The sequence below is a fragment of the Campylobacter concisus genome, from assembly GCF_902460535.1.
Classification (GTDB): domain Bacteria; phylum Campylobacterota; class Campylobacteria; order Campylobacterales; family Campylobacteraceae; genus Campylobacter_A; species Campylobacter_A concisus_AS.
In genome coordinates this window covers 156,717-183,698 of sequence record NZ_CABPTV010000004.1, presented here as the reverse complement: position 1 = coordinate 183,698, position 26,982 = coordinate 156,717, and the positions used below count along the sequence as shown (strand labels likewise).

At 39.6% G+C, this 26,982-nt stretch carries 28 protein-coding genes; 8 read left to right on the top strand and 20 right to left on the bottom strand.

What is annotated here, in order from left to right; translation table 11 throughout:
- Positions 1 to 21: 21 nt before the first annotated feature.
- The 6 genes from hisD to FZ945_RS04735 are packed head-to-tail and all read right to left on the bottom strand — an operon-like array spanning position 22 to position 6,459.
- Positions 22 to 1,314, bottom strand: a complete 1,293-nt coding sequence (hisD, locus tag FZ945_RS04760; RefSeq protein WP_148802892.1) for a histidinol dehydrogenase — start codon at positions 1,312 to 1,314, stop codon at positions 22 to 24.
- Positions 1,311 to 2,162, bottom strand: a complete 852-nt coding sequence (locus FZ945_RS04755) for a pyridoxal-phosphate dependent enzyme (RefSeq protein ID WP_148802890.1) — start codon at positions 2,160 to 2,162, stop codon at positions 1,311 to 1,313. The genes hisD and FZ945_RS04755 overlap by 4 nt, the downstream gene beginning before the upstream one ends.
- Positions 2,155 to 3,246, bottom strand: a complete 1,092-nt coding sequence (locus FZ945_RS04750; RefSeq protein ID WP_148802888.1) for an OmpA family protein — start codon at positions 3,244 to 3,246, stop codon at positions 2,155 to 2,157. Before FZ945_RS04750 ends, FZ945_RS04755 begins: the two co-directional genes overlap by 8 nt.
- A complete protein-coding gene (locus tag FZ945_RS04745; protein WP_148802886.1) occupies positions 3,243 to 4,556 on the bottom strand; it encodes a MotA/TolQ/ExbB proton channel family protein in 1,314 nt (437 codons plus the stop codon). The genes FZ945_RS04750 and FZ945_RS04745 overlap by 4 nt, the downstream gene beginning before the upstream one ends.
- Before the next feature lie 4 nt (positions 4,557 to 4,560).
- Positions 4,561 to 5,625 carry a class II fructose-bisphosphate aldolase gene (gene fbaA, locus FZ945_RS04740; RefSeq protein ID WP_148802884.1) on the bottom strand — a complete coding sequence of 355 codons (1,065 nt, stop codon included), beginning with the start codon at positions 5,623 to 5,625 and terminating at the stop codon, positions 4,561 to 4,563.
- 15 nt (positions 5,626 to 5,640) lie between these two features.
- Positions 5,641 to 6,459, bottom strand: a complete 819-nt coding sequence (locus tag FZ945_RS04735; protein ID WP_148802882.1) for a peptidylprolyl isomerase — start codon at positions 6,457 to 6,459, stop codon at positions 5,641 to 5,643.
- Positions 6,460 to 6,553: 94 nt separating this feature from the next.
- On the opposite strand from FZ945_RS04735, the gene nth reads away from it, so the two are divergent.
- The gene (nth, locus tag FZ945_RS04730) at positions 6,554 to 7,186 is read left to right on the top strand and encodes an endonuclease III (RefSeq protein ID WP_148802880.1); all 633 of its coding nucleotides are present in this window, start codon (positions 6,554 to 6,556) and stop codon (positions 7,184 to 7,186) included.
- A gap of 39 nt (positions 7,187 to 7,225) precedes the next feature.
- Here the strand turns inward: nth and FZ945_RS04725 are convergent, their stop codons facing one another.
- The 4 genes from FZ945_RS04725 to FZ945_RS04710 are packed head-to-tail and all read right to left on the bottom strand — an operon-like array spanning position 7,226 to position 10,181.
- On the bottom strand, positions 7,226 to 8,515 hold the full coding sequence (locus FZ945_RS04725; RefSeq protein ID WP_148802878.1) for a M28 family peptidase: 1,290 nt from the start codon (positions 8,513 to 8,515) through the stop codon (positions 7,226 to 7,228).
- Positions 8,516 to 8,531: 16 nt separating this feature from the next.
- On the bottom strand, positions 8,532 to 8,789 hold the full coding sequence (locus FZ945_RS04720) for a heavy-metal-associated domain-containing protein (protein ID WP_148802876.1): 258 nt from the start codon (positions 8,787 to 8,789) through the stop codon (positions 8,532 to 8,534).
- The gene (locus FZ945_RS04715) at positions 8,782 to 9,105 is read right to left on the bottom strand and encodes a hypothetical protein (RefSeq protein ID WP_021090140.1); all 324 of its coding nucleotides are present in this window, start codon (positions 9,103 to 9,105) and stop codon (positions 8,782 to 8,784) included. Before FZ945_RS04715 ends, FZ945_RS04720 begins: the two co-directional genes overlap by 8 nt.
- Complete coding sequence (locus FZ945_RS04710; RefSeq protein ID WP_148802874.1) at positions 9,102 to 10,181, bottom strand: transglutaminase-like domain-containing protein; 1,080 nt, start codon at positions 10,179 to 10,181, stop codon at positions 9,102 to 9,104. Before FZ945_RS04710 ends, FZ945_RS04715 begins: the two co-directional genes overlap by 4 nt.
- A 91-nt stretch (positions 10,182 to 10,272) precedes the next feature.
- Between FZ945_RS04710 and FZ945_RS09765 the strand changes: the two genes are divergently transcribed.
- The 5 genes from FZ945_RS09765 to FZ945_RS04690 all read left to right on the top strand — a co-directional run bounded on the left by FZ945_RS09765 (position 10,273) and on the right by FZ945_RS04690 (position 13,873).
- Positions 10,273 to 10,440, top strand: coding sequence for a hypothetical protein (locus tag FZ945_RS09765; RefSeq protein WP_187424159.1), 168 nt, complete (start codon positions 10,273 to 10,275; stop codon positions 10,438 to 10,440).
- Between the two features lies 1 nt (position 10,441).
- Positions 10,442 to 11,311, top strand: coding sequence for a tRNA 5-methoxyuridine(34)/uridine 5-oxyacetic acid(34) synthase CmoB (gene cmoB, locus FZ945_RS04705; RefSeq protein WP_262367157.1), 870 nt, complete (start codon positions 10,442 to 10,444; stop codon positions 11,309 to 11,311).
- Positions 11,312 to 11,319: 8 nt separating this feature from the next.
- Positions 11,320 to 11,859, top strand: a complete 540-nt coding sequence (locus FZ945_RS04700) for a thioesterase (RefSeq protein ID WP_087580924.1) — start codon at positions 11,320 to 11,322, stop codon at positions 11,857 to 11,859.
- Positions 11,860 to 12,056: 197 nt separating this feature from the next.
- Positions 12,057 to 13,328 (top strand): major outer membrane protein, encoded by a 1,272-nt coding sequence (locus FZ945_RS04695; RefSeq protein ID WP_148802870.1) that lies wholly within the window; start codon positions 12,057 to 12,059, stop codon positions 13,326 to 13,328.
- Between the two features lie 113 nt (positions 13,329 to 13,441).
- A complete protein-coding gene (locus FZ945_RS04690) occupies positions 13,442 to 13,873 on the top strand; it encodes a trehalose-6-phosphate synthase (protein WP_107856705.1) in 432 nt (143 codons plus the stop codon).
- 52 nt (positions 13,874 to 13,925) lie between these two features.
- Here FZ945_RS04690 and ppk2 read toward each other — a convergent pair whose 3' ends face one another.
- A complete protein-coding gene (gene ppk2, locus FZ945_RS04685; RefSeq protein WP_002942696.1) occupies positions 13,926 to 14,735 on the bottom strand; it encodes a polyphosphate kinase 2 in 810 nt (269 codons plus the stop codon).
- Positions 14,736 to 14,832: 97 nt separating this feature from the next.
- Here ppk2 and dsbD point away from each other — a divergent pair, with 97 nt between their 5' ends.
- Positions 14,833 to 16,560, top strand: coding sequence for a protein-disulfide reductase DsbD (dsbD, locus tag FZ945_RS04680; protein WP_148802868.1), 1,728 nt, complete (start codon positions 14,833 to 14,835; stop codon positions 16,558 to 16,560).
- Between the two features lie 745 nt (positions 16,561 to 17,305).
- Here the strand turns inward: dsbD and kdsB are convergent.
- Genes kdsB through FZ945_RS04650 form a run of 6 tightly spaced genes read right to left on the bottom strand, consistent with a single transcriptional unit; the run spans position 17,306 to position 22,629 of the window.
- A complete protein-coding gene (gene kdsB / locus FZ945_RS04675; protein WP_148803153.1) occupies positions 17,306 to 18,016 on the bottom strand; it encodes a 3-deoxy-manno-octulosonate cytidylyltransferase in 711 nt (236 codons plus the stop codon).
- Entirely contained in the window at positions 18,013 to 19,476 is a 1,464-nt protein-coding gene (gene thrC / locus FZ945_RS04670; RefSeq protein WP_148802866.1) for a threonine synthase, read from the bottom strand. Before thrC ends, kdsB begins: the two co-directional genes overlap by 4 nt.
- Positions 19,473 to 19,787, bottom strand: a complete 315-nt coding sequence (gene cutA, locus FZ945_RS10520; RefSeq protein WP_187424158.1) for a divalent-cation tolerance protein CutA — start codon at positions 19,785 to 19,787, stop codon at positions 19,473 to 19,475. Before cutA ends, thrC begins: the two co-directional genes overlap by 4 nt.
- A 50-nt stretch (positions 19,788 to 19,837) precedes the next feature.
- Positions 19,838 to 20,758 carry a tetraacyldisaccharide 4'-kinase gene (locus FZ945_RS04660; protein ID WP_148802864.1) on the bottom strand — a complete coding sequence of 307 codons (921 nt, stop codon included), beginning with the start codon at positions 20,756 to 20,758 and terminating at the stop codon, positions 19,838 to 19,840.
- Entirely contained in the window at positions 20,751 to 21,881 is a 1,131-nt protein-coding gene (locus tag FZ945_RS04655) for a DegT/DnrJ/EryC1/StrS family aminotransferase (RefSeq protein ID WP_103606940.1), read from the bottom strand. The genes FZ945_RS04660 and FZ945_RS04655 overlap by 8 nt, the downstream gene beginning before the upstream one ends.
- A gap of 10 nt (positions 21,882 to 21,891) precedes the next feature.
- Complete coding sequence (locus tag FZ945_RS04650) at positions 21,892 to 22,629, bottom strand: NAD+ synthase (protein WP_148802862.1); 738 nt, start codon at positions 22,627 to 22,629, stop codon at positions 21,892 to 21,894.
- A 120-nt stretch (positions 22,630 to 22,749) separates the two neighbouring features.
- Here FZ945_RS04650 and FZ945_RS04645 point away from each other — a divergent pair, with 120 nt between their 5' ends.
- Positions 22,750 to 23,352, top strand: coding sequence for an MBL fold metallo-hydrolase (locus FZ945_RS04645; RefSeq protein WP_148802859.1), 603 nt, complete (start codon positions 22,750 to 22,752; stop codon positions 23,350 to 23,352).
- A gap of 145 nt (positions 23,353 to 23,497) precedes the next feature.
- Here the strand turns inward: FZ945_RS04645 and dnaK are convergent, their stop codons facing one another.
- Genes dnaK through FZ945_RS04630 form a run of 3 tightly spaced genes read right to left on the bottom strand, consistent with a single transcriptional unit; the run spans position 23,498 to position 26,734 of the window.
- On the bottom strand, positions 23,498 to 25,369 hold the full coding sequence (dnaK, locus tag FZ945_RS04640) for a molecular chaperone DnaK (protein ID WP_148802857.1): 1,872 nt from the start codon (positions 25,367 to 25,369) through the stop codon (positions 23,498 to 23,500).
- 31 nt (positions 25,370 to 25,400) lie between these two features.
- Positions 25,401 to 25,943 carry a nucleotide exchange factor GrpE gene (gene grpE, locus FZ945_RS04635; RefSeq protein ID WP_148802855.1) on the bottom strand — a complete coding sequence of 181 codons (543 nt, stop codon included), beginning with the start codon at positions 25,941 to 25,943 and terminating at the stop codon, positions 25,401 to 25,403.
- Positions 25,940 to 26,734: an HrcA family transcriptional regulator gene (locus FZ945_RS04630; protein WP_148802852.1), complete on the bottom strand. Its 795-nt coding sequence runs from the start codon at positions 26,732 to 26,734 to the stop codon at positions 25,940 to 25,942. The genes grpE and FZ945_RS04630 overlap by 4 nt, the downstream gene beginning before the upstream one ends.
- Between the last annotated feature and the right edge of the window lie 248 nt (positions 26,735 to 26,982).

The window sequence follows — 26,982 nt, the reverse complement described above, 5'->3', positions numbered from 1 at the left end:
TTCCTAAATTCTTTGCCCTTTTTAGTCTTCTAGTCTCACTGCGATTGATTTTTTGTGAGCTGTTAGTCCTTCGGCTTCGGCTAGCTGCATACAAGGTTTGCCAAGGTGCATGATACCTTTTCTGCTAACTGAGATTATAGAGCTTCGCTTCATGAAATTTTCAACTCCAAGCGGTGAGTAAAATCTCGCACTTCCGCCAGTTGGCAAGGTGTGGTTTGGTCCAGCTAAATAGTCGCCCATCGCTTCAGGCGTGAAGTGTCCAAAAAATATCGCTCCAGCGTGTTTTACCTCGTCCATATAGCTCAAAGCGTCATTTGTAGCGATCTCTAGGTGCTCCACAGCAAGCTCGTTCATCAGTTTAAAGCACTCCTGCAAATCTTTTGCGACGATGATAGCGGCTTTGTTTCTCATGCTAGCACTAGCGATTGGTTCTCGTTTTAGAGTTTTTAGCTCGTCCTCTACGTGTCTTTGCACTGCTCTTGCAAAGGCCTCGACTGGCGTTATCAAAAAGGCACTCGCGATCTCGTCGTGCTCAGCTTGCGAGAGTAGATCGATCGCTATGTGGCGAGGGTCCGCGCTATCATCAGCTATCACGCCTATCTCGCTTGGACCAGCGATCATATCGATATTTACATCGCCATAAACTAGCTTTTTAGCAGTCGCTACGTAGATGTTGCCAGGCCCTGTGATGACATCGACCTTTGGCACGGTTGCTGTGCCGTAAGCCATCGCTGCGATCGCGCTTGCACCGCCTATTTTAAAGGCTGTTTTGATGCCACATAGATGCATCGCTGCAAGAAGCAGAGGATTTACCTTGCCGCCTGGCGCTGGGGTGCAAACTACGATCTCTTTTACGCCTGCAACAACTGCTGGGATAGCATTCATGAGAAGCGAGCTAGGATATGCCGCCTTGCCGCCTGGGATATAAAGACCAGCGCGATCAACTGGGGTGTATTTTGCGCCAAGTAAGATGTCGTGCTCATCCTTATAGGTCCAGTCACTTGGCTTTGTGCGCTCGTGATAGCTTTTTATCCTGTCGTGGGCTAAATTTAGAGCCACTCTTAGGGCGTTATCTAGCGAATTGTAGGCCGCTTCCATCTCTTTTACGTCAATTATTATATCGTTTTTGCTTGTGACATTAAATTTATCAAATTTGGTTATCTGCGAAAAAAGTGCGCTATCGCCATCTTTTTTTATTTCGTCTATGATGCCCGCAACTACTGGCATCACGGCACTCATGTCGTTGTCACTTCGTCTAACAAGCTGCGAAAATCTACTCTCAAAGTCAGCGTCGCTGCTGTGTAAAAATTTCATTTATGATCCTTTATTTTTAGTTTTCTCTCATATCTTTGCTTTTGTGTAATGTTACCCAAAATTCCGCCCTGGTGGATATATAAAATTTCACTCCCAAGCTTATCTAAATTTGCAAAAAGCGTCATAAAGCCCACTGGGTCGTAGATAAGCTCAAATTCTACGCCACTTTTGCACACTTCAAGCCAAATTTCATAAAGCTCAGGGTATAAATTTCCAAAATGATACTTCTTTGGCGGATTTAAAATTTGCACTTTGCTGTTTTTATCTAGCTCATAAATTTGCTTTTTTAGATAGTCGCTATCCCCTACGCAAGGAGCTGTAAAGACCCTAAGATCGGTGTGCTTTGCCAGATAGCATGCGCTTGTGCCTGTTCCTGAGGGCAAGAAAATATCAGGCCTTATGCCATTTTTTTTGCTCCACTCATTGATCTCATTTGCTTGCGTGATAAAACCAAGCTCAGCCTCACTCTGCGCCACGCCCTCGTTTATAAAGAGCGCATTTTCGCTCTTTGCTAGCTCTTTAGCAAATTTCTCGCGCTCCTCTTTCACAAAAATTTCCATGCCATTTTCAAGTGCAAATTTAAAATTTCCAACTGGATCTTGCTCTAAATTTGAGCTTAGATGAGAGACGACGTAGTAAAATTTAAGCCCTTTTAGCTTGGCAAAAAGACTTAGGCTATACATAGCATTTGACTGGCTTGAGCCATGAGATACGATGGCTTTGATGCCGCTAAGATCGGCCTTTAGAAAATACTCTAGTTTTCTTGCTTTGTTGCCGTTAAACTCGCCTAGCAGATCATCTCTTAAAAGCCAAAATTCTCGCTCTCTTAAGCGAATTTTATCAATCACCCTTAAACTCCAAAAATTTCTCTATCTCGTTGATAGCCTCTTTGTTTGAGAGTGAAAATTTGATCTCGATGCGCCTTGAAGCGTCCTTGTCCTCGGCTCCATCTTTAAAAACTAGCTCGTTGTAGCTTCGGCCACTTGCGACAAGCAGCTTTCTAAGGCGCGCGTCATCGCTAAATGAGTTTATAAACTCCATCACCGCGTATGCTCTTTTTTGCGAAAGCTCTAGGTTGTAAATATAGCTTCCGTCGCTATCCGTAAAGCCCTCTATGACGATCTGATCGATGTTTGAGGCGATCTCTTTATCATTTAAAAGCACGTCAAAATACTTACTAAGCGTGGCCTTTAGCTCCTCTTTGACCTCTTCTTTTAAGATAGCACTGCCCTTGTCAAAAAGCACTGAGGAGCTAAGCTTTAGTGCGCCTGAGTTTGGGTCGATCTCGATGCTAGATCCTAGCCTATCTTTTAGGGCGGAGATCACTTTTACTCTAATGCCAGTTAGGTTTTTGACCCTGTCACGAGTGACATTTAGATCCCTTAAAAGCTCGTCATATCTAGCCTCTTTTTTGCTCACCTGCTCGAGCAAAAAGGCGATCTTGGCTAAATTTTTCTCACCGCTTGCGTTTGCATCGCTAAGCGCTCTATCTTTTGAAGAAATTTCATCATTTAGCACGATCATTTTTTGGTTTAGATCAAAAATGCTAGCATTTAGCTCTTTTATGCTCGCATTTGCGTCCTTGTTTTCCTCTATGAGCTGGGCTAGTTTTTCTTTTAGGGCGTCTATTTGTATGACAAAAATTTCATTTGATTTTTTTAAATTTATGTTTTCGTCGCTTATCTTTGAAAGCTCACTTTTTAGGGCGTCATTTAGCTCTTCAAGGGTAAAATTTCTGCCCTGGGCGTCTTTTAAATTTGCTAGTGCTGCGATGATGGCTTGCTCTTTATTTTCAAGAGTGTTTTGAGTTAGGACGTATTTTACGACGACAGCGCCTATTAGCAGCATAAAAACAAAGAGCAGACCCGCCATCAAGTCTGCGTACGAAACCCAAAAGCTCGATTGATCCTCGTTATTTTTGTTTATTTTCATTGCACTAGATTTTCGATTTTTTTTATTACAGAATTTGCTTCTTTGTCGATCTCGTCTATGTTTTTCTTAAGCTCAGCAATGAGGCTCTCGCGCTCTTTTTCACGCTCCAAGCTCCTGCCTTCTTGCTCGTAGGCTGCCTTAAATATCGTCGCACTCTCCACGAGCGAGGCTCTAAATTCCTTTAGTGCGTCGTTTTGCTCTTTCATCAAAGAGAGAGAAAATTCTTTTAAAATGGTGTCAAAACTCTTGATAGTCTGCTCAAATTTGAGCTGGCTCTCTTTTGTGGCATTTAAATTTCTGCTAAAAATTTCGCCAAGCTTTGCATGCTCGGTTAAAATTTTAACCTCCATATCTTTAAAGGCGTTAGAAAACACGCCAACTGCCTTTAGTATGTCGGTGTGGATCTTTGTAAACTCATCTTGTTTTAGGCTGGCTTCATTTAGCATTTTTAAACTTGCGCTAAGCTCTGCTTTGCTTTGATTGATGATATTTTTTTCAACCTCGCAAAGCTCTTTTAGGCTCTTAAATTTCTCATTTGTCTGCTCGCTTAGCTCTTTTACAAATTTATCATCAAGTACCATTTTAAAGGAGTCGTGGCTATCTTTAAAGTAGCCTACACTTGCTTTCATGAAATTTGCATTTAGCTCATTTTCCTGCCAGAAAAACTCACGGCTTAGCTCTTTTTGCTCGCTATAAAATTTCTCAAATTTACTAATGCCGATCTTTTCAAAAAACATCCACCAAAGTGCTAAAAATATGCCATATATCGATACATAAAACGCCGTAGCCACGCCATTTAGCAGTATAGCGATCTCTTTTTCAAGTCCGTTTGCAGTGCTTGAGCTAAAGCTTGGCATCGAGATAGTGATACTGATAAATGTGCCCAAAATTCCAAGCATAGGAAAGACTGCTTGGCCGATGTTTGCTAGGTTGTCATTTCTAAAATTTCTTGTATAGCTCTCGAAAAAGTCTTCAAATTTAGTGTTTGCCTTTTTGACGCCTGAAATTTCAAAGAGATGAGCGATAATAAATTCTTTTAGTCTTATCTTGTAGTCTTTGGCATTTGCTAAGAAATTTGAGTAAGCCACCAAGGCACTGTGGCGTGAAAATATAAAAGCGACAAAGAGTATAACGCCCATCATCACGATGGTGTGAAGCTTCATCTGAAAATTTATAACGCCAAGATACGCTAGTATTGCCAAGACATAGATGGCTAAAGGGATAAAGATAACTTTAAAAAAGACAAAGAAAGAGTGAGCTTGGTGCTCTTTTGGCACGCTTAGCTCACTAAAATCATTTTGATTTTGCATAGGATTAGTTCCTATTTAGGCAGTTTAAGTCGCTAAAAGCAGTCTGAAGACGCTTAACCATGCTCTCCTCGCCACTTCTTAGCCATTTCCTTGGATCGTAGTATTTTTTATTTGGCTTATCCTCACCCTCTGGGTTGCCGATCTGACCTTGCAAGTACGCTCTATTTTTGGCCTCATACTCGCGTACGCCGTCCCAGAAAGCCCACTGAGTATCGGTGTCAATATTCATCTTGATAACGCCGTAGCTTACAGCATTTTTGATATCTTTTAGCTCACTGCCGCTACCGCCGTGAAATACAAAATTTACAGGCTTGCTATCTTTTGTATTAAATTTCTTAGCGACGTAAGCTTGTGAGTTTTTAAGAATTTCTGGTCTTAGCACGACATTGCCTGGTTTATAGACACCATGAACATTGCCAAAACTAGCTGCGATGCTAAATTTATCGCTTATCTTACTTAGTCTTTCATAAGCAAGCGCGACATCCTCTGGCTGAGTGTAAAGAAGTGCGTTATCAACGCTTGTGTTATCTATGCCGTCTTCTTCGCCACCAGTGACGCCAAGCTCGATTTCTAGGCTGATGCCAAGTTCGCTAAGCTCTTTTAGATACTTCTCGCACGTGCTTAAATTTTCGTTGATATTCTCTTCACTAAGGTCAAGCATATGAGAGCTAAAAAGTGGCACACCGTGAGTTTTTTTATACTCATGGCTTGCTTTTACTAGCTCATCTATCCAAGGCAAAAGCTTTCTAGCGGCATGGTCAGTGTGTAAAATGACTGGCACGCCGTAAGCCTTGGCAAGTAGATGAACGTGCTTTGCTCCAGCGATCGCACCAAGAACGGCTGCATTTTCGCAGGCTTTACCAGCGTAAAAACCTGCACCGCCATTACTAAACTGAACGATAACAGGCGAGTTAGCAACCTTTGCCGCTTCTAAAACAGCATTTACTGAGTCGCTGCCTACGACATTTACAGCAGGTATTGCAAAACCTTGCTCTTTGGCATAAGCATAAAGTTTTGTTACATCATCTCCGCTTAAAACACCAGGTTTTACGATATCTAAAACGCCCATTTTATCCTCCAAATTTTATTTGTATTCTATCTTTGCTTTTTGGCGTAGAGCTTCACTTTTTTGTCTAACAGCAGCTTGGAATTTCTCCATTTTTACAGCTTGCTCGATCTCTGATTTTGCTTGCTCAAAGCTTACAGTACCAGCAGCTTTGCCATCTTCTTTTAAGATAACATGGTAGCCAAACTGAGTTTTAACTGGCTTAGTTGAAACTGTGCCATTAGCCATTGAAAATGCTGCGTCTGCAAAAGGTTTTACCATTTGGCTTTGACCAAACCAGCCAAGCTCGCCACCATGTGCTGCTGAGCCTTTGTCGATTGATTTTTGGCTTGCTAGCTCTGCAAATTTCTTAGTTAGAGCCTCGCCTTTTAAATTTTTAAGTTGAGCGATGATGTCATTTGCTGTTTTTTCATCTTCAACTAAGATATGTCTTGCTCTTGCTTGAGCTGGTTGGTTCATGCTAGCTTTGTTTTTGTTATAAAAATCTCTTAAATCGCTATCACTTACTTTTATACCGTCAAATAGTTTTCTCATATAAAGCTCAACTGCGATGCCCTCTTGTGCAGCTTTTACAGCCTTGATGTAATCAACATCTTTTTCAATGCCTGTCGCTTTTGCGTCTTTTAAAAGAAGTTTTCTGTTGATTAGATCGTCGATTATACGTTTTTTCTCATTTGGTTGAAGCTTGCTAGCGTCAAATCCTGGCATAGCCGCTGATAAAAGTGCTGAGATATCGCTATCGTTTATAGCATCGCCATCAACTGTTGCAACTACTGCTGCGTTTAGAGTGACAGCTGCAGCTAAACTTAAAACCGCTGGAAACAAAAATTTTTTCATACAAATCCTTTAAAAAATTGATTTTATGGGCAAGATTATATCAAATAATGCGGTAACTTTTCGTTTAACTTGTAATTTTAGGTAAAATAGCCAGATGAGAACAAAAAAAGATATTTTAGAGATAAAAAGAAGACTTTTGGACGAATTTAAAGATGCCAAAAGCGAGCTTAAATTTAGAAATTTATACGAGTTGCTTGTCTGCGTCATGCTCTCAGCTCAGTGCACAGACAAAAGGGTAAATTTAATCACTCCTGCTCTATTTGAGGCGTATAAAGATGTTTTTGAGCTAGCTAGCGCAAATTTAGCCAGTCTAAAACTCATGATAAACTCATGCAGTTTTTTCAACAACAAAGCCATAAATTTGATCAAAATGGCAAACAGCGTGGTTGAGCTTTATAACGGAGAAATTCCACTTGATGAGGAGAAGCTAAAAGCGCTTGCTGGAGTTGGGCAAAAGACCGCTCACGTCGTGCTTTTGGAAGCCACAAACGCAAATGTAATGGCTGTTGATACGCATGTTTTTAGAGTATCGCATAGACTTGGCTTAAGCAGCGCAAAGACGCCAGAAGCGACTGAAAAGGATCTAACTCTTGCCTTTAAAACCGACCTTGGCAAGCTTCATCAAGGCATGGTTCTTTTTGGACGCTACACCTGCAAGGCTAAAAAGCCGCTTTGTTTTGAGTGCATATTAAACGATCTTTGTAAGAGCAAGGATAAGGTGATATAGATAAAAATTTGCTAGAAATTTCTAGCAAATTTTGTTTTATTATGAGTTATACTTTTTAACGATACCGCGAACTACTTTTTCGATAAAAAGCGCAGAAGCTACTTCGCAGTGCTCTCTTGTAGAGTGAGGTGAGTAGATGTTTGGTCCTATTGAACATGCACTAAGACCTGCTTTTTTCTCCAAAAGCACTCCACACTCAAGTCCAGCATGCACAGCTGTTATCCTCGCATTTGGTTTATAAATTTTAAGCTCTTCTAAGATATCGTTTGCAAATTTATCATTAACTGGCTTCCAAGCTGGGTTTCTATCTTTTGAAATGACGTTAAAACCAACTGCTTTTGCAAGCTCAGAAATTTCAAATTCCATCCTATTTAGGCCGTCTTTGCTCATAGATCTAGCAAAAAACTCCACTTCAAGTGTGCCATCATCTTTGATCTTTACCAAAGAGAGATTTACGCTATCTTGCGGTATGCCTAGCTCGCAGTTGTAGGCTCTTACACCTTGTGAAAATGAGTTTATTAAAGCTAAAATTTTCTCGCCATTTTCTAAAATTTCATCTCCCGTGCCAAGCTTTTTCACGCTTAAATTTTCACATTCGCTCTTTAGCTCCTTATCACTTAAAACCAGTGCAGTTGCGCCGCTTGGGATAGAGTTGCTTCGCTCGCCACCTTCAAATTTAACAAGCTTGCAGCCATTTTTAGTCACAAATGCCGCCAAAACCTTGATCGCATTTGGGATATTTTTATGTATCTCGTTGCCAGAGTGTCCGCCAGGTAGGCCGCTCACTTTTACTTCGTAAAGCGTACTCTCTTTTGTTTTTTTACTATCTAGCGCAATAGTCGCAAATAAATTTATACCGCCAGCGCAGCCGATAGTGACACGGTCATCCTCTTCGCTGTCTAAATTTAAAAGTTTATCGGCTTTTAGATCGCCGCTAAAGCCAGCAGCTCCGACCATGCCGACCTCTTCGTTGTTTGTAAAGAGGCACTCAATGTCATCAAATTCGCTTATCATCTGCATCATTATAGCCACGCCTATGCCGTTATCTGCGCCTAAAGATGAGTTTTTAGCCCTCATATAGCCATCATCGCCATAAACTATCTCGATCTTTGGCGCATCGCCCATGCAGACCATATCGTAGTGGCTTTGCAAGCAAATTTTTGGCTTGCCTTTAAACGCATGAACATTGCCAAAACTATCGACCACGACTTCACAGCCCTTGTCTTTTGCATAACTAGCCAAAAAATCACGCATCTTATCAGTATCGTAACTGCAGTGCGGTATCGCTGCAAGTGTCTCAAATTTCGTTAGAATTTCGCTCTTTGACATATTTGCCTCCATAAATTTATTTTATCTCGCCCTTATAGCCAGTCGCATCGACCGCCTTTAAAAGCTCTTTTTCATCGACCTTGTCATCTGCTACAACGACAGCTTTTCGCTCTTTTAGCGATACGTCTGCCTTTTTTACGCCCTCAACGCTAAGTGCGGCCTTTCTTACTATCGCCGTGCAAAGCGGACAGTGCATGCTGGGTACTAAAATTTCTATCGTTTTCTCAGCGTAGCAACTAAGTGCAAGAAGAACTAAAACTAAAATTTTACGCATAAATTTCTCCTAAAAGCTCCGGATATGTAAGGAGTAAAAGCAAAATCACTCCAAAAAGTATATATATAAGTATCCATTTTTTCTTTTTATAGCTTAGGTTGCAGCTTTTTGGCTTGTAAAACAGAGCGATACCAGAGATCACAAAGCAAATGACTGCCACGACGCTTAAAGGGACGCGGTACTCGTATAAATTTTGTGTCCAAGATAGAAATGAAAAAGAAGTGCCAAAAAGCAAGAAAAGAAGTGCCGGCAAGCAGCACAAGGTAGCGCCGATAGCACTACCTATGGATGTTAGTATCAGCCAAAAGGCTCTCATTTTAGCTCTGTTGATACGTAGTCGTAGCTAAATTCTTTTGGCGAATAGTAGTTTTGCGTGTTGCCATCAACCTCAGCGTATGGATAGCCAAAGTTATTTAGCGGTGTTTGCTCTGGAGTTGGCTTTAAGATAAAGTCACGTCCGTAGTTAAAACCTATCCAGCACATCTCCCAGTTACCAAAGCAATAATCCCTAACAGCTACGATCTTAGCGTCGTCGTTTGTTAATTTCTCGCCCAGCCTTACCTTTGTGACGTCAGCTGGATCAACCGGTATCCAACCATAGCCTTTTAGGTAAAACTCAGCCCTGCAGTGCTGTCCGCCTGAAATTTTAGCTACGCCATCTTTTGCGCTACCCATCTGGTCTGAAAATCTAGACTGACCAACTCTAATGCCAAAAATTTCTCTAGCAGGGATGCCAACTGATCTGCAAAGTCCCACAAAAACTGAGTTTATGTCGGTGCATTTACCAACTAGCTTGCCACTTTCAAGTATGGCTTTAACATCGCCTGTGCCACATCCAAGGATACTATTGTCACGCTGCATAGTGTTTGCAACCCACGTATAGATCGCTTTTGCGCGCTCCAAATCGCCCTTTAAATTTCCAACGATCTCAAGCGCTTTTGCTCTTACGACGCCATCTGTTGGGATGTGTGAAGTTGGTTTTAAAAACTCCAAAACAGCAGGATCGACCTTCTCATTTGGATCGAAATTTACCTTGCTAAAGTCGGTATTGCGCTCTGTTGTTTGAATTTTAAACTGGATATTTAAAATAGGTCTTTGCTCGTTTTCTTCAAATTCGCCATACATTGTTGGTATTAGCGTGTCTGAGATATAGACGTTTTTAGCAGTTGTGTTTATGACGTAGTCTTGGGTTAGTTGCTGATAAGTGGTGCTTAGTGGGAGCGGTAGCCAAATTCTCGAGCTTTTGCCCTTTTCAAGAAGCTGGTGTTTGAAATTTACGTCAAAATTTCTAACTACTGAGTTTGCTGGCTCGTCGCTAGCTAGAGTGACACTTGGAAGCAGACTTGCTGCACCTAAAAAACTACTGAATTTAAAAAAATCTCTTCTTTGCATAAAATGCCTTTTGCTTAATCTTAGCCAAACTTGGCTCTAAAACTGCCTGCTATTCTAGCATAAAATTTTTATTTATGATAAAATCCGCCACATGAAAAAGATTATATTTTTAGGCTTTATAGCGCTATTTTGCAACGGTTGTCTTTATATGAACGATCGTGGAGTTTCGACGCAATATTATAATGATTGTAAAGAGTATTATGACGCGACTGGCACCTACCAAAAAGAGTGTCCGCACAACATCGTCGACTGGAAATAGCGTGGATCTTAGCAAATTTAACGAGCAGCAAAAGCAAATTTTAAATAAAATAGAAAATTTAGCAAATTTTGATTGCGAATTTAGCCTCTCTGATAGCGTAAATGTCAAATTTAAAAATTTAGATCAAGCCAAAAAAGATGAAATTTATAACCTCGCTCTTAGCCTAAAGCCTTGGCGAAAAGGGCCATTTTTACTTGATGATATATATATAGATAGCGAGTGGCAAAGTTTTATTAAATTTAATATCCTTGCCCCACACCTAAATTTAGCTAACAAGTGCGTGGCTGACGTGGGTTGCAACAATGGATATTATATGTTTAAGATGCTTGAGTACGGTCCAAAAAGCATAACTGGCTTTGATCCTAGCGTGCATACATATTTGCAGTTTAAGTTTTTAAATAAATTTATCTGCTCAAATATCAACTATGAGCTTCTTGGGGTAGAGAGCTTGCCAGAATACGCAGCGAAATTTGACACCATTTTTTGCCTTGGCGTGATATATCACAGAAGCGATCCTATAAAGATGCTAAAAGAGCTAAAAACCGCGCTAAATCCAGGCGGCGAGCTATTTTTAGATACGATGTATATAGATATGGATGGCGACTTTGCACTTAGTCCAAAAGATAGGTACTCAAAAATTCCAAATATCTACTTTGTGCCAACGCTTAGCGCGCTTTGTAACTGGTGCGAGAGGGCTAAATTTAAGGATTTTACCCTGCTTGATACAAAGGCGACTGATCTAAACGAACAGCGAAAAACACAGTGGATAGACGGAGAGAGCCTTGGAAATTTCTTAGACCCAGATGACAGCACAAAGACCATCGAGGGCTATCCAGCACCAAAAAGAGCCTATGTAAGAGTTAAAATTTAAGGATAAATATGGCAGATGAAAATATTTTTGAAGCAAAAGACGAGTCGCAAATAATCCTCCCAGAGGACGAAAACCCGCTAAGAAACGAGATAAAAACAGCTCCTTTAACAAAGCTAAATTTTAGTGGAACGGCATTTTTACTTGAGAAAAATCACGCAAAAACTAGATTTTTTACCACGGCTGACATGGTAAGTGACGCTGAGGGGCTCATACATAGCGGCTTTGTCTTTATGGGGGCTAACTACGCAGCACTTTTAGCTATAAACGAAGAATTTTGCGTTAGCATCGGAGCTAGGATAAATTTCTTTGGACCGCTCAAGCTTGGCGATGTGGTCGAATTTGACGCACAAGCAAGGTTTGAAGAGAGTAGAAAAAGAGAGGTAAAAGTGATAGGCTACGTAAAAGAGATCAAGATCTTTGAAGGTGTCTTTCAGCTGGTCACGCTCGAAGAGCATATCTTTGTCACTCAGCAAAAAAATATCCAAAAAGAAGCCGCTATAAGACAAAAGAAAGAGCGCGAAGAGGCGCAGGCCAAAAACAACGGCTAAATTTAACTGATGAGATATAATTTTCTCATCTTTTAACTTCAAATAAACTCAAAATTTTAAAGACAAATCTTATCTCATTATCTTATTTTGGTAAACGATCGGTAATAATTTTTGAAATTTTTAACTAAATTTAAGCTATAAAATTAATTTTCTATGATAATATCCTTTCAAAACATTTTTATCAAAAGGAGATTTAGATGAAACTTACAAAAGTTAGCTTAGCTGCTTTGGTTGCTTTAGGTGCATTTTCAAGCGTTGCAAGTGCAACTCCACTTGAAGAAGCTATAAAAAATGTAGATCTTTCAGGATACGCAAGATATCGTTATACAAACGATCATTTTAAAGATAGCGCTGCCTCTGACACTAAAAAATCAAGCATAGCTGCTCATACATTTAGAATGCAAACAGCATTTAAAGCTGCTATAGACGACAACTTCTTTGGTGTTTTAAACCTAAGATATCAAGCAAATGATGGTTCAGGCGATAATGCTGGACGTAAATTCAGCAATAGATATGATTATGTTAATAACAATGGCACAGATAAAACAAATACAACTGGATCATTTGGTGTATATGAGATGTATCTAGGCTATAAAGTAGGCAACACTACTGTTACAGCTGGCAAACAACTCTTAGGTACTTTTTATGATGGTAAAGATATAGCAGGCACAGGTCTTAAAGTAACAAATACTGATGTTCCAGGTCTTACTTTAGCAGCAGCTGCATTTGATGCTATTGAGTCAGAGAGTATGGATACAAATGGTCCACTAGTAGGCGATTTAGTAGATGGCAGCCTATTTAGTGATTCATCTGCAAATATTTATTATTTAGCAGCTCTTGGAAACTATGACCCACTTTCATTTAAAATAGCTGTAGCTAATATTTCTGAAGTTGCTACACTTTATGGTGCAGATGCTGGCGTTAGCTTCAATGTAACTGACGATATTAACCTAAACTTAAAAGGTCAATTTGTTCACAATGACTCAGATCACAAAGATGTAGCTGATGCTAATTTCTGGGCTATTCAAGCTGGCACAAAACTATTTGGTGCTAAACTTAATGCTGGTTATTTAGACTTTGACGCTAAAAACAAAGACAATAATAAAATTTCATTTGCAACACTTGATGGAAATGGCGATCTAATCAATCCAACAAAAATCTTAAATGGCGTAATGAGTGGTGGCAGACAATACTACAATAACATCAAAGGAAACAATGACTACTGGTTTGTTAAAGCTGGTTACGATATAGATAAATTTGGCTTTGGTGCTGGATATACTCAAGGCAAAGGTTATAGCTGGGAACTTGGTAAAGAGAGAGCAAAAAGAAGCGAATGGTCTCTTGACGCTAGCTACAAATACAGCAAAAAACTTACATTCCTTTCTTGGTATGCAGCTGCTAAAGACAAAAAAGATGGCGAAAGCTACAAACAAGATCGTATCAGATTTGAAGCAAAATATAGCTTCTAAAAACATTTATCCGAGCGAGCTTTCGCTCGGATCTTCTAAACTTCTCAATACTTAATCAAAATCAGCAAATACAACTAATAAAATTTATATAATGCAAACAAAAAAGGCAAAAAATGCATCTTTTCTTTCTCATTACGCATTTAGTTTGCGCAATTATCTTTATAGGTTATGTATTTTTTGATGTTTGCATATATCCATTTGCCAAAAAAACGATAAATCCACAAACCCTTGAAGCTGTCAAGAAAGCCTATACAAAAGGTAGTGCAAAGGTTTTTGGCACGGCATTTTTACTACTTTTGATAAGTGGAGCATATATGGCAAAGGACTATCTTGGAGGCGAGCATGGTTGGTGGCAAAGCGACTTTCAAAAGCTACTGCTAGCAAAGATTGCAGTTTTGCTTCTTATGTGTCTTATCACTTTCATCTCTGTTTTTAATGTCACTATCTTAAAAAAGCCAGATCCATTTGGTAAATTTTCGCACCTCATAGCTCTTATTCTTTGTCTGATAATGGTCGTTTTGGCTAAATTTATGTGGTGGGTTTAGCAGTAAAATTTGGCTGTAAATTTAAACCCAAATTTGCAGCCAAGTCTAATTTTCAGTCGATACTCTTTAGCTTATCTTTATTAAGCCCCTCTTCTATGCGCTTGATCTCTTCGCTTCCATCTCTTACGACGCTTTTGTCGTATTTTAGATACTCATCTATCTTTTTTGGATATTCTACGTGAGTTAGGATAAATTTAAAGACATTTAGCCTCGCCTCTTTTTTATTGTCACTTGAGACGATCACCCACGGCGAGATGCTATTGTGAGAGGCTAGCAGCATCGAGTATTTGGCGATGGAGTACTGATCCCAAAGTTCTTGCGCTTTTTGATCTACTGGAGAGATTTTAAACTGCTTTAGTGGGTCATTTAGACGCTCTTTGAAGCGCTTTTTTTGCTCCTCTTTTGTGATCGAGAGGTAAATTTTAAAAAAAATGATGCCTGAGTTTATGATCATCTCTTCAAATTTTGGCACTTCACGCAGGAATTCTTTATGCTCAGCCTGCGTGCAAAAGCCCATCACTGGCTCAACCCCAGCTCTGTTGTACCAGCTCCTATCAAAGATCACGATCTCGCCAGCACTTGGCAGATGCGTCACATATCTTTGAAAGTACCACTGCGTCTTCTCGACATCACTTGGCTTTGTAAGCGCTACGATACGGCAACCGCGCGGATTTAGATGCTCAGTTAGGCGTTTTATCGTGCCGCCCTTGCCGGCTGCGTCTCGCCCCTCCATTAGCATAAGCACTCTAAGTCCCTTGTCTTTGACATGATTTTGGAATTTTAAAAGTTCTATCTGAAGCAGTCTTAGCTCTTCTTCGTAGCCAAGTTTATCGCTTTTTTGGTGTTTTTTATCCTTTGACATCTTCGCTCCTTCTAAAATTTTCAAGATTTTACTATAAAATAGAATAAATTTAAGAATTTAGACTAAAATCATCTCTTTTGATTTAGCAAGGATTAGCATGTTTTTTAAATTTATTTTTTCTTTCATTTTATTTGCAAGCTCACTTTTTGCCGAGGTTTTAGATGTTAGCAAGGCATTTGTTTTAAGCCCAAGTATCGACGAACAAGGCGTTGAGATCAAGTTTAAATTTGGCGAAAATATCTACCTTTATAAAGATAGCTTTGAGGTTAAGCTTGGCGAAGAGAAGATAAACAGCCTCTTAAATATGCCAAAGAGTGAAAACACTGGCGAATACGAAATTTACCCAAAAGATTTTTCGCTGTTTATCCCACTAAATTTAGTAAAAGAGCATCTTAAAAACGGCAATGCTAGGCTAAATTTAAGCTATCAAGGCTGCGCTAAAAATGGCATTTGCTACCGTCCGCAAACTAAAATTTATGACATCTTTGAGAAATTTGGCAAATTTAGCATCATAGCCTTTGAAAAAGAGCAAAAAGATGAAACCAATCCTGAATTTACCGAGCTTTCAGAAGATCAAAGCATTGCAAACGAGCTAAGTAGCAAAAACTTTTTTATCTCACTTGCCACTTTTTTTGGCTACGGTCTCTTGCTTTCGCTCACACCTTGCGTATTTCCAATGATACCGATCTTATCAAGCATCATCGTCTCAAAGGGTGGCAGTCTAAATGCTAAAAAAGGCTTTTTGCTCTCGCTAGTTTATGTAGTTGCGATGAGCCTTGCTTACGCGCTTGCTGGCGTTGGAGCAAGCCTACTTGGCTTTGGCATCGCAGGGACACTCCAAAACATCTACGTGCTCGGCGCATTTGCGGCCATTTTTGTCATCTTAAGCTTTAGTATGTTTGGCTTTTACGACATCAAACTGCCCTCTAAATTTGAAAATATGATTAGCAAAAAGTCGCAAAACAGCTCGGGTCTCATCGGCGTTTTCATCATGGGCTTTGCCTCAGCGCTCATCGTCTCGCCTTGCGTGGCAGCACCGCTAGCAGGCGCACTTCTTTATATCGCGCAAAGCGGAGATGCACTTTATGGGGGCATCATGCTCTTTGTCATGGGGCTTGGCATGGGCGTGCCACTTCTTGTGATAGGGCTAAGCTCTGGCAAGCTCCTGCCAAGACCTGGTGGCTGGATGGACGAGGTCAAAAAACTCTTTGGCTTTTTGATGCTCATCATGGCCGTTTGGATCCTTGCACGCGTGCTTGGAGCGTTTTTTGAGCTACTTGGTTATGGCGTCATAGGCGTCTTTGCAGCCATTTATCTTGGGGCGTTTGAAGCAGCAAATAACGGCTGGGCTAAATTTAAAAAAGCACTTTGCATGCTAGCTTTTATCTACTCTTTCATGCTAATAATTGGCGCATTTTTGGGCTCAAAAGACGCATTTTCGCCGCTTTCTGGGCTAAATTTAGCCAAAAACGAGAGTGAGCTAAATTTTAAACAAGCTAGGAATTTAAACGAGTTAAATGAGATGATAAAAAGCTCAAGTAAGCCAGTGCTGGTGGATTTTTACGCCGACTGGTGCGCGAGCTGCAAAGAGATAGAGCATATCACTTTTAAAGACGCTGGCGTGAAAAATGCTTTGGCAAATTTTATGCTTATTCGCATCGACGTGACAAGTGGCGGGTCGCAAAATGATGAGATGTTAAGAAATTTTGAGCTCATTGATCCGCCTGCACTTCTACTTTTTAAAAACGGCGAAGAGCAAAAATCACTTAGAACGATCGGCTTTATAAATGCTCAAAATTTCCTAGCAAAGCTTGAGAAAATTTAGATTACAAAAGCAAATTTGGCTGGATTTTTAAATTTATCAGCTAAATTTATCTAGGCTTTGCAAACCTTGTAGCTAACTAGAAATGTAGCAAATAAGTAAAATCAGCTATCAAATTTATATTGTGCGGCGACATAAGTAAAATCGCAAAGTCAAAACTTGCAAATTATCTTAAATTTATCAAATTTTAAAACATGCCAACAAGTAGAAATAGAAACTAAATTTAGTTTAGCGCCAAGGCAGCAAGACAACTAAAAATTTAATCAAATTTTGCACCAAATCGCGTGCTACAAGACCGTAATGCGAAAACAAAACTAAACAAAGCTTACGATTATCTTAAATTCATGAAATTTTAAAATATCTCAGCAAATATAAAATTTGCTAAAACAACCCAAACCGCGAAGATTACAATAAATTTAACTTAGCCTTAGGATTCAACTAAAATGCAATCAAATTTCACTCATCTCACGCGCAAACAAGACCGCGAAGTCAAAAAACTTCAGTCAAGTTTGCAATTTAGAATATCTCAGCAAATAGACAAAATTTTTCAAATAAATTTAAAAATATGAAATTTGTAGTAAATTTAACAAATAACACAGCTAGAACTTAATCAAAATCACGTGCAAGCAAGCGACGAACAAGACCACAAAATCAAATACAAAATATCAGCCAAACCATTACCCAAATTTATAAAAATTTAGAACTTGCTCTGCGGCAACCAAAACGCCCAAACAGAGCAAATTTAGGTTCATTTGCCAAATTTAGCTAGCGCTCTTTGGTAGTCCTCTTCGCTATCGATGCCGATACTTTGACTTTCAACCTCTAGCATCACTATCTTTTTGCCATTTTCTAGGGCACGCAGCTGCTCGAGCTTCTCGGTATTTTCAAGGCTTGAAGGTAAGAGGCCGCAAAACTCTTTTAGGCTTTTTACGCTGTATCCATAGATGCCAAGGTGCGCCTTGTAGTTTTTGCACTCACTTCTGTTAAATGGTATCCTCGATCTTGAAAAATAGAGCGCATAGCCCTCAAAATCAGTCACCACTTTGACTAAATTTTTATCATCAGCAAACTCATCGTCCATCATTTTGTAGCAAGAAAACATAAAGGCTTTCTCCTTGTTTTGCTCGCAAAATACCCTAAATTTAGCGATATTTTCAGGCTCTATAAATGGCTCGTCGGCTTGCACGTTTATGATGATCTCGCCCCCATTTAGCCCCAAAATTTGCGCCGCTTCGTTTATCCTGTCAGTGCCACTTTGATGATCTTTGCTAGTTAGCACAGCTTTTATGCCGTGAGCCTTGGCGATATCAAGCACGCTTGGCTCATCCACCGCAACCGCCACATCATCCACGCTGCTTACTCTAAGAGCCGTCGCCACAAACATCGGCACGCCGTTTATCTCTTTTAAAATTTTATTACTAAACCTTGTTGAGGCAAGGCGGGCTGGGATGATTATCATCGCTCGATCCATTCTAGGACGCACTTTTCGATCTCGTCCTCTTTTATGATATTTTTATGCAAAATTTTCGCGCTAAATAGCGAGTTTATCGAGTTTGGCACATGATCGTTTAAGATTTTAGCGGTCTTTGCCAGCGCATCTTTTTCATCTTTTGTATCTTTGATCTGGCACGCCTTGATCATGCTTGGAGTAAATTTCATCCAGTGCGCGGTCGATGTGATAACGTTTATGCGTCCAGCATCCACCATTTTAAAGCAAGTTGCCGTATGCGGATCGATCGCGTAGCCGTCCTTTGCGAGCTTTGCGATGTATGCCTCGCACTCTTTGTCGTCGCACCAGCTAGCCTCAAAGTCCTCTTTTAGCGCTTCAAGCTCTTGCTTGCTAAGCTTATAAAATTTATTTTTAGCAAGGCTTTGCATAAGCTCATTAGTTCTAACGCTTCCAAATTTATCAAATAGCAAGCGCTCGACGTTTGAGCTGATTAAGATATCCATGGCTGGGCTTATCGTCTTAACTAGCTTTTTGTCTCTTAGGTCGTAAACGCCGGTCGTAAAAAACTGCGTCAAGATGTTGTTTGCGTTTGAGGCGATCTTGATCTTGCCGATCTTTGCGCCCATTTTTTTAGCGTAATACGCTCCAAGTGCATTGCCGAAATTTCCGCTTGGCACGATGATGTCAAAGCTCTCGTTTGCCTTAAGCGCCTTTTGTTTTAGCAAATTTGCGTAGGCATAGGCGTGGTAGATGATCTGAAATAGAATTCTTCCAAAATTTACCGAGTTTGCCGCACTTAGTTTAAGACGCTTTTTCTTAAGCTCGGCCTTAAAATTATCATTTGCAAGCAACGTTTTTAGCGCCCTTTGAGCGTCGTCAAAGTCGCCTTTTATGCCAAAAACCTTTAAATTTTCACCCTGCATGGTCTGCATCTGAAGCTTTTGCACCTCACTCGTACCGCCGTCTGGATAGAGGCAGACAACCCTTATATTTTCGTCATTTGCAAAGGTCTGAAGCGTCGCAGGACCCGTGTCACCGCTTGTCGCGCACATGATAAGGTATTTTTCGCCTCGCTCTTTTGCTAGCTGGCTAAGTAGCGAGCCAAAAGGCTGAAGCGCCATATCCTTAAATGCCCTAGTTGGGCCGTGATAGAGCTCATTTACGTATAAATTTTTATCTATTTTTTTAAAAATGACAGGGTGCTTTGGATCATCAAAGCTTGCATATCTCTTGAGTGCTTTTTTTAAAAACGCCTCTGGCACATCAAATTTAAATAGCGAGATGATGTGAAGTGCGAGCTTTTCGTAGCTTAGGCTTGAGAGCTCTTGCCACTTTACCTTTGTGATCTTTGGTAACTTCTTTGGCGCGTAAAGTCCGCCGTGAGCGGAGCTTGGGCTAAGCATGGCTGTGCTTAAATTTACATTTTTTACCTTTTCATCTTTCACGCTTCTAGTTGGTGTTAGTCTCATTTTTTGCCTTTTTTGGTTGATTTTTTTATCCAATTTTCATATTTTTTAAATATCTCTTTTGGCTTAAGTGCCAAAATTTCTGGGGTTTCGTAGCTGTGATGCTTTCTTATAAATTTAGCTACTTTTTTAAATTTCATGTCTGTTTTTATGAGTAAAATTTGCTCTTTTTCATCACAAAGCTTCTCTTGCCAAAGATAAATGCTCTTTGCGCTAAAGCTACTCACGCAAGCTGCAAGTCCCTTTTTCACGAGCTTTTTGCTTAGTTTTTTTGCCTCTTTTTTCTCTGCGACTGAGGTGATTAAAATTCTCATTTTGATCTAAATTTTCCTTTTAAAAAGTGGCTCATTATAACAAAATGGGCTTAAATTTGCTGCGCCAAAACCTTTTTAAACTCCTTGCTTAGCGTAACTTCAAGCGTGATAAGCGAAACTCTCAGCCCAAAGTCCTTTACCTTTACATAGTCCTTTTGCGTCATCAAAAGCGAGGTCGCGCCGTAGGTTTGTAAAATTTCACTTAGCTCTTCTTTTGAAAAGTCGTAGTGATCAGGGAAAAATACCTGCCCCACGCACTCACTAAAAAATGCTTCAAGGCGGGCTGGGTTTGCTATGGCGGTTACTAGCACCATTTTTTCGCTTTTGTTTAAAATTTCGCTCTTTCTAAAGTGAGTTTGCCCCTCACGTGCGATGAAATCACCAAATTTATAAAAGCTAAATGGATATCTATAAGCCCCGCTTGGCAGGCAAAGCTTTAGCTTTGGCTCTGGGTTTGGGCGCACCAAAATATCAAATTTGGCTATATCAAATTTAGAAAATCCATCATCCAGCAAGATATACTTTGCGCCGTGAGTTTTGGCGTAGTCTATGGCTACTTTTCTATCTTCACTAACGATCACATTTGCGTTTTTAAGGCTTGTAGCGTATATCATCGCCTCATCGCCACTTGCCGCCACGTCAAGTAAAATTTCTCCATCCCTTGCGACAACTTGCATGCCTTTGCTCTTTCTTTTATAGCCTCTAAGGATGATAAAAGCGCCTTCGAAATTCTTAGCGATAGCGATGCAAAGTGGGGTCTTGCCGCTTCCTCCAAGGGTCAAATTTCCAACGCTTATTATCTTTATACCAAACTCTTTTTTTTGCGCGCTAAAATTCTTGCAAATAACGACTAAAGCGTAGATAAAACTTAGTGGCAAAAGTAAAAATGCTAGTAAAATTTGAAAGAAATTTGGGCGAAAGAAGTAGTTATTCGCCCAAGAGTGTAAAAGGATGTTAAATTTCTTAAACACGAGATTTAGAAATTTCTTTTACAGTGTTGCAGATATATTGCACCTCTTCGTCGCTCAAACTATGATATATAGGTAGCGACAAGACTTGTTGATATGTCTTTAGAGCATTTGGGAAGTCATTTACTTTAAGCGAATATTTATTTTTATAATAGCTTAGCAAATGTATCGGTATGTAGTGCAACGAAGTGTGAATTCCACGCTCCAAAAGCTCTCTAGCAAAGCTGTCGCGGTTTTTATTTATCTTGATGATGTACTGAGTGTAGATGTGCTCGCGTTTTTTGACTGGAGTTGTGATGTTGTGACACTCTTTAAGCTCTTTATCGTAAATTTCAGCGATCTTTTTTCTACGTTTTATGAGCTCGTCTGTCTTTTCAAGCTGGGCGATAGAAAATGCCGCATTTATCGAGTTTATGTCGTATTTTAAACCTATATCAACGACGTCATAGATGTAGCTTAAACTACCAAATTTATCTATACCATTTACAAGGGCATAGTTACGAAGTAGTTTTGCTTTTTTATAGACCTCTTCGTCATTTGTCGTGAAAAATCCAACTGTTGAGATAGGATTTTGCACGCGTGAGTTTGTCTGAAAGCATGACAAAAACGAGTCCGAACCAACCTTTTTGCCGTTATATGTTAGTCCTATGCCTCGGTTTGCATCATCTAAAACGACGATGCCATATTTTTCGCAGATAGCCTTTATCTCATCAAGTCTAGCGCTTTGTCCAGCGATGTGTGAGATAAAAGCACATTTTAATTTCTTGTGATTTTGCTCTTTTAGCACCTTTTCAAGGGCTTCTGGGCTGATGTTAAAGTCCTCTTCATCGATATCGACAAAGATAGGCTCAGCATCAAAATGCCTAACAGCCTGAGCCACGCTAGGGAAGGCATTTACTGAGCAGATGACCTTGTCACCGCGCTTTGTATCCATCGCACTTAGAGCCAGATGATGCGCTGCTGCGATGTTATTTGTAGTGACAACAAATTTAGCACCAAAGTACTCTTTTAGCTTTTCTTCAAATTTAGCAACCGTATCAGTAGCATTTTCAGAATGCAAAGCCTCTTCGATAAGCTCACTCTCACGCTCAGTGATAGTTGGTTTGTAAAACGGAATTTCTCTCATCTTTAATCCTTTAAATTTTCACTATCAACGGCATTTGTCGTTTAAACCTGTTTGACACAACTCTATTTTCTATATCCAAGACCGCTTTTAATCCAAACTTTTTGATGGCTTGCTCCTTGTTATTTTCTAAATTTTGTAAAATCTCGTCGATAACAGCATAGCTGTAACCTATGTCGCCCTCGTCACTTTGTCCATCCCAAAGATCAGCAGAAGGTGCTTTTTTGATAAAATTTTCATCAACACCAAGATGTTTTGCAAATTCAAAAATTTCACTCTTATAAAGCTCTCCGATAGGATTTATCGCGCATGCTAAATCCCCAAATATAGTGCCATAGCCAAGCATAAGCTCACTTTTGTTGCTTGTGCCGATGACTAGAGCGTTTATACTAGATGAATAATCATAAAGCAAGCTCATTCTAACTCTAGCTGCTAAATTCCCTTTTCTTAAATTGCTTAAATTTGCATCTATCGTTTCGCAAAAGGCATTTAAAATGCCCTCTATGGATAAAACCTTGTATTTTATGTTTAGTTTTTCGCATAAATTTAAGGCGTCATCCATATTTTGTCTGTTTGATGATGCTGTTGGCATGATGAGTGCATGAGTTTCATCTGGCTTTGCTCTCGCACAAAGTGTCGCAACCACAGCAGAATCAATACCGCCGCTTACGCCTAATAGTAGTTTTTTACCTTTAGTTTTATCTTTTAAGCTAAAAACTAAGGTTTCTTCTATTTTTTGATACCCCTTCATTGTCCCTTTGCCTAAATTTGCTTCCTTTTGCAAAAATTATACTAATTAAATTTAAAATTTTTCTTTAAGTTTAAGTAAAAAGATGCAAATATTTAAGAAATAATAAATTTAAGGTAAAAAATGAGAGTAATGCATAAAAATTTTGGCGATTTTGGGACAAATTGCTACATTGTTACCAAAAATGGCTCAAGTTTGGTGATAGATCCAGGCGACGGCGCAAAAGAGTGTGTTTTGCAAAATGCACAAAATTTAAAGGCGATACTTTGCACTCATGGACATTTTGATCATATTTACGACGTGAGCGAGCTAAAAAATGAGTTAAAAATCCCAGTTTATATCAATAAATTTGATGCTTTTATGTGTGAGAGTGACATTTTTGGCTATATGAAAAATACCTTTGTGCCAGACATTTTAGTTGATGGCGATGAGAGCTTTGCGGTGGGTGACTTTTCTTTTAAATTTCACCATTTTCCAGGACACACACCAGGTTGCTCGATGATAGAGATAGAAGATGCGATCTTTAGTGGGGATTTTTTATTTAAAGGTAGCATCGGATGCTGGGACTTTCCATTTTCAGATAAAAATGAGATGCTAAAAAGTTTAGAAAAATGCAAAAATCTAAATGGCGACTTCGCACTTTATCCAGGACACGGCGAAGGTAGCACGCTAAAAGCCGAGCAACAAGAGCTTGATAGGTGGATAGAGATTGTAAGAAGGTCTTAAATTTTTAGGCGCGGCTAAATTTATGCATTTTAGAAATTTATACTTTTCATCTTATAAGATGATGTTGTGAGAGTGTGTTAAGAAGTGTTTAGAGGTTTAAATTTATAAGTTAAAAGAGCAAGGCAAGCGCCCTGCTCTAGGAGTTTTACTCGACTTCAGCGTCTATTACGTCGTCGTCTTTTTTATTGCCGCCGTTTGCGCCAGCGTTTTCATCTTTTTTATACATAGCTTCTGCAAGTTTGTGGCTAGCTTTGCTTAGGGCTTCTACCTTTGCATCGATCTGCTCTTTTGAAGAGTTTTCATCTTTTAAGACCTCTTTTAGATCATTTAGCGCAGCTTCGATGTTGCTTCTATCATCAGCTGGGACTTTCTCGCCAAGCTCGATCATGCTCTTTTCAGTTTGATGAACTAGCGCGTCTGCTTGGTTTCTAGCTTCAACTGCATCTTTACGTTTTTTATCCTCTTCTTTGTGAAGCTCAGCGTCTTTTACCATGCTATTTATCTCATCTTCGCTAAGACCGCTTGATCCAGAGATAGTGATATTTTGCGCTTTACCAGTTGCTTTATCTTTTGCTGAAACGGTTAAAATTCCGTTTGCGTCGATGTCAAATTCAACTTCGATTTGAGGCACGCCTCTTGGAGCTGCTGGGATGCCCTCTAAGTTGAAGTTACCAAGTGATTTATTATCCCTAGCAAACTCACGCTCACCTTGTAAAACCATGATAGTAACGGCACTTTGGTTATCTTCTGCAGTTGAGAAGACTTGACTTTTCTTAGTTGGTATAGTTGTGCCTTTTTCGATGATCTTAGTCATCACGCCGCCAAGTGTCTCGATACCAAGGCTAAGTGGAGTAACGTCAAGAAGTAGCACGTCTTTTACGTCGCCTTTTATAACTGCACCTTGGATCGCAGCACCGATAGCTACGACTTCATCTGGATTTACGCTCTTGTTTAGCTCTTTGCCAAATGCTTTTTTAACCTCTTCTTGAACAAGTGGCACACGAGTTGAACCACCGACCATTACGACCTCTTTGATGTCGCCCTTGCTTAGGCCTGCATCTTTGATGACTTCATTTATCTTAGTGATAGTCTCGCCCACAAGTGAGTCGATCATACCTTCAAATTTAGCACGAGTTAGCTTTTTGACAAGGTGTTTTGGACCAGTCGCGTCAGCTGTGATAAATGGTAAATTTATCTCAGTCTCTTGAGCTGAGCTTAGCTCTTTTTTAGCATTTTCAGCGGCTTCTTTTAAGCGTTGAAGCGCCATGATATCGCCTTTTAGATCGATACCAGTTTCGTTTTTAAACTCACTTACCAACCAGTCGATGATCTTGTTATCAAAGTCATCGCCACCTAAGAATGCATTACCGCCAGTTGCCAAAACTTCAACGATATTATCGCCAGTTTCTAGCACTGTAACGTCAAATGTACCGCCACCTAGGTCATAAACTAAAATTTTCTCAGCCTCTTTTTTATCAAGACCATAAGCAAGTGCCGCAGCTGTTGGCTCGTTGATGATACGAAGCACGTTTAGACCAGCGATCGTTCCAGCTTCTTTTGTAGCCTTTCTTTGGCTATCGTTAAAGTATGCAGGCACAGTGATAACCGCGTCTGTCACGCTCTCGCCAAGATATGCTTCAGCGTCTTCTTTTAGTTTGATAAGAATTTTTGCTGAAATTTCTTGCGGAGTATAGACCTTGCCAGCGATCTCAACCGCGCAAGCGCCATTTCTATCTACGACATGATATGGCAAGCGAGCCTTTGCCTCTTCAGCATTTTTTTCATTACTCATCAAACCCATGATACGTTTGATAGAATATATCGTTTTTTCAGGGTTTGTAACTGCTTGACGTTTTGCAACATCACCTACTAGAATTTCACCTTTGTCTGTAAAAGCAACAACAGATGGAGTTGTGTTTTTGCCCTCTTTGTTTGGGATAACCTTGCTCTCGCCGCGCTCAAAAACGCTCACACAAGAGTTTGTTGTACCTAAGTCTATACCTATAACTTTTGACATATTTTTCCTTTATTAGATTTATTTTTTAAATTTAGTTTGCCACACTGACCATAGCTGGGCGCAAAACCCTACCATTTATCATATAGCCTTTTTGCAAAGCTTGCACGATCTGACCGCTTTGCTTCTCCTCGCTATCAACCCTTAAAACGGCATTATGCACATTTGGATCAAACTCGGCATCAGTTGCGATCTCGCTCACGCCATGCTTTTCAAAACATTTCTTAAACTGATTTATCGTTATCAAAATACCCTCTTTGATCTTTTTAGCAAATTCATCATCCTCTGGGTCAAAATTTGCAGCGATCTCAAGCGCATCGATGACTGGTAGCAAGTCCCTTGCAAATTTCTCATTTGCATAGCTTGCAACGTCTGCTTTCTCTTTTTCGTAACGCTTTTTGATATTTTCAAACTCAGCATTCGCTCTGTAATATTTATCAGTGATCTCACCAAGCTCTTTTTCGAGCTTCTCCACTTTTGAGATATCGCCAAGTGCATCTAAATTTACGCTATCGCTAGCTGCCTCTTGCACAGGCTCGACCTCAGGTAGATTTTGCTCTTTTGTCTCTTCGCTCACGCGACCTCCTTTATTAGATTTATAAATTTCACATAATCAGTATAAACACTGCCAGCACAGATCATCTGTGCCTCGCTACCAAGGTAGTTTGCTTTAAATTTAAGCCCCATGTAATTTTCATCAAACATAGGAGAAAATGTAAGTTCTTCATCCATCTGCAAGCTAAAACTTGGGTCAAAAACCATCTTAAAGCGTCTATCCTTAAACATATCAAAGGCTAAAATTTCATTTTCTTGGAAGTAAATTTTAGTCCTCTTAAGCTCTCTTATCTTGTTTTTTAGTTCGCTTAAGCCAACTTGAGAGCAGATAAGCTCAAGCTTGTCTAAACTAACTCCGATAAGGTTGTTTAAAAATTTATACATCCTAGCGTCAAATTTGATAACGATCTCATCACCACTAAAATTTAAAACCAAATATCTATCATTTAAATTTAAAATTTCTAGCAACTCCTTGTCAATCGTGCCAAAAATCATACAATAAAGCTCAAATTCATCACAGAGCATCTTTAAGCTTCTTGGATCATTTATCTCTAAATTTATGTCGCTTTCAGCAAAAATTTCACTCCAATATCTCCTCATCGCAGCGATAGTTGGGATCCTGCCGCCACTGATGTGAAGCTTTGTGATCTCGCCCTCATCTGAAAGCTTTTTAAAATAAACACGTATCGTAGATGCCGGTATCGCCATACTCATGCGAGAGCCAAGCTCGTTTGAGCCAATAGGCGCATTGTTCTGCAAATAGGCTTCAATGATAGAATTTAGTATCAAATCGCGTTTATTTGTTTTACTCACTTTTAGCACTCTTTCTTTTTAATTGCTAAGCGGATTATACAACTTTAGTTTATCAATGTCAAGTATATAAGTTAAAAAAATTTATTTATATATATTTAGCCTATATAACTAAACTTTTCTAATGCCTATATTATAAGCTTTGCGCAAAAACAAATAAAATTTAAAGCAAAATAAAAAATTTAACTTCAACATAAAACCCGAAATTTCTAATTTTATTCAAAAATTTAAAAGCTTTTTATACGTTATAA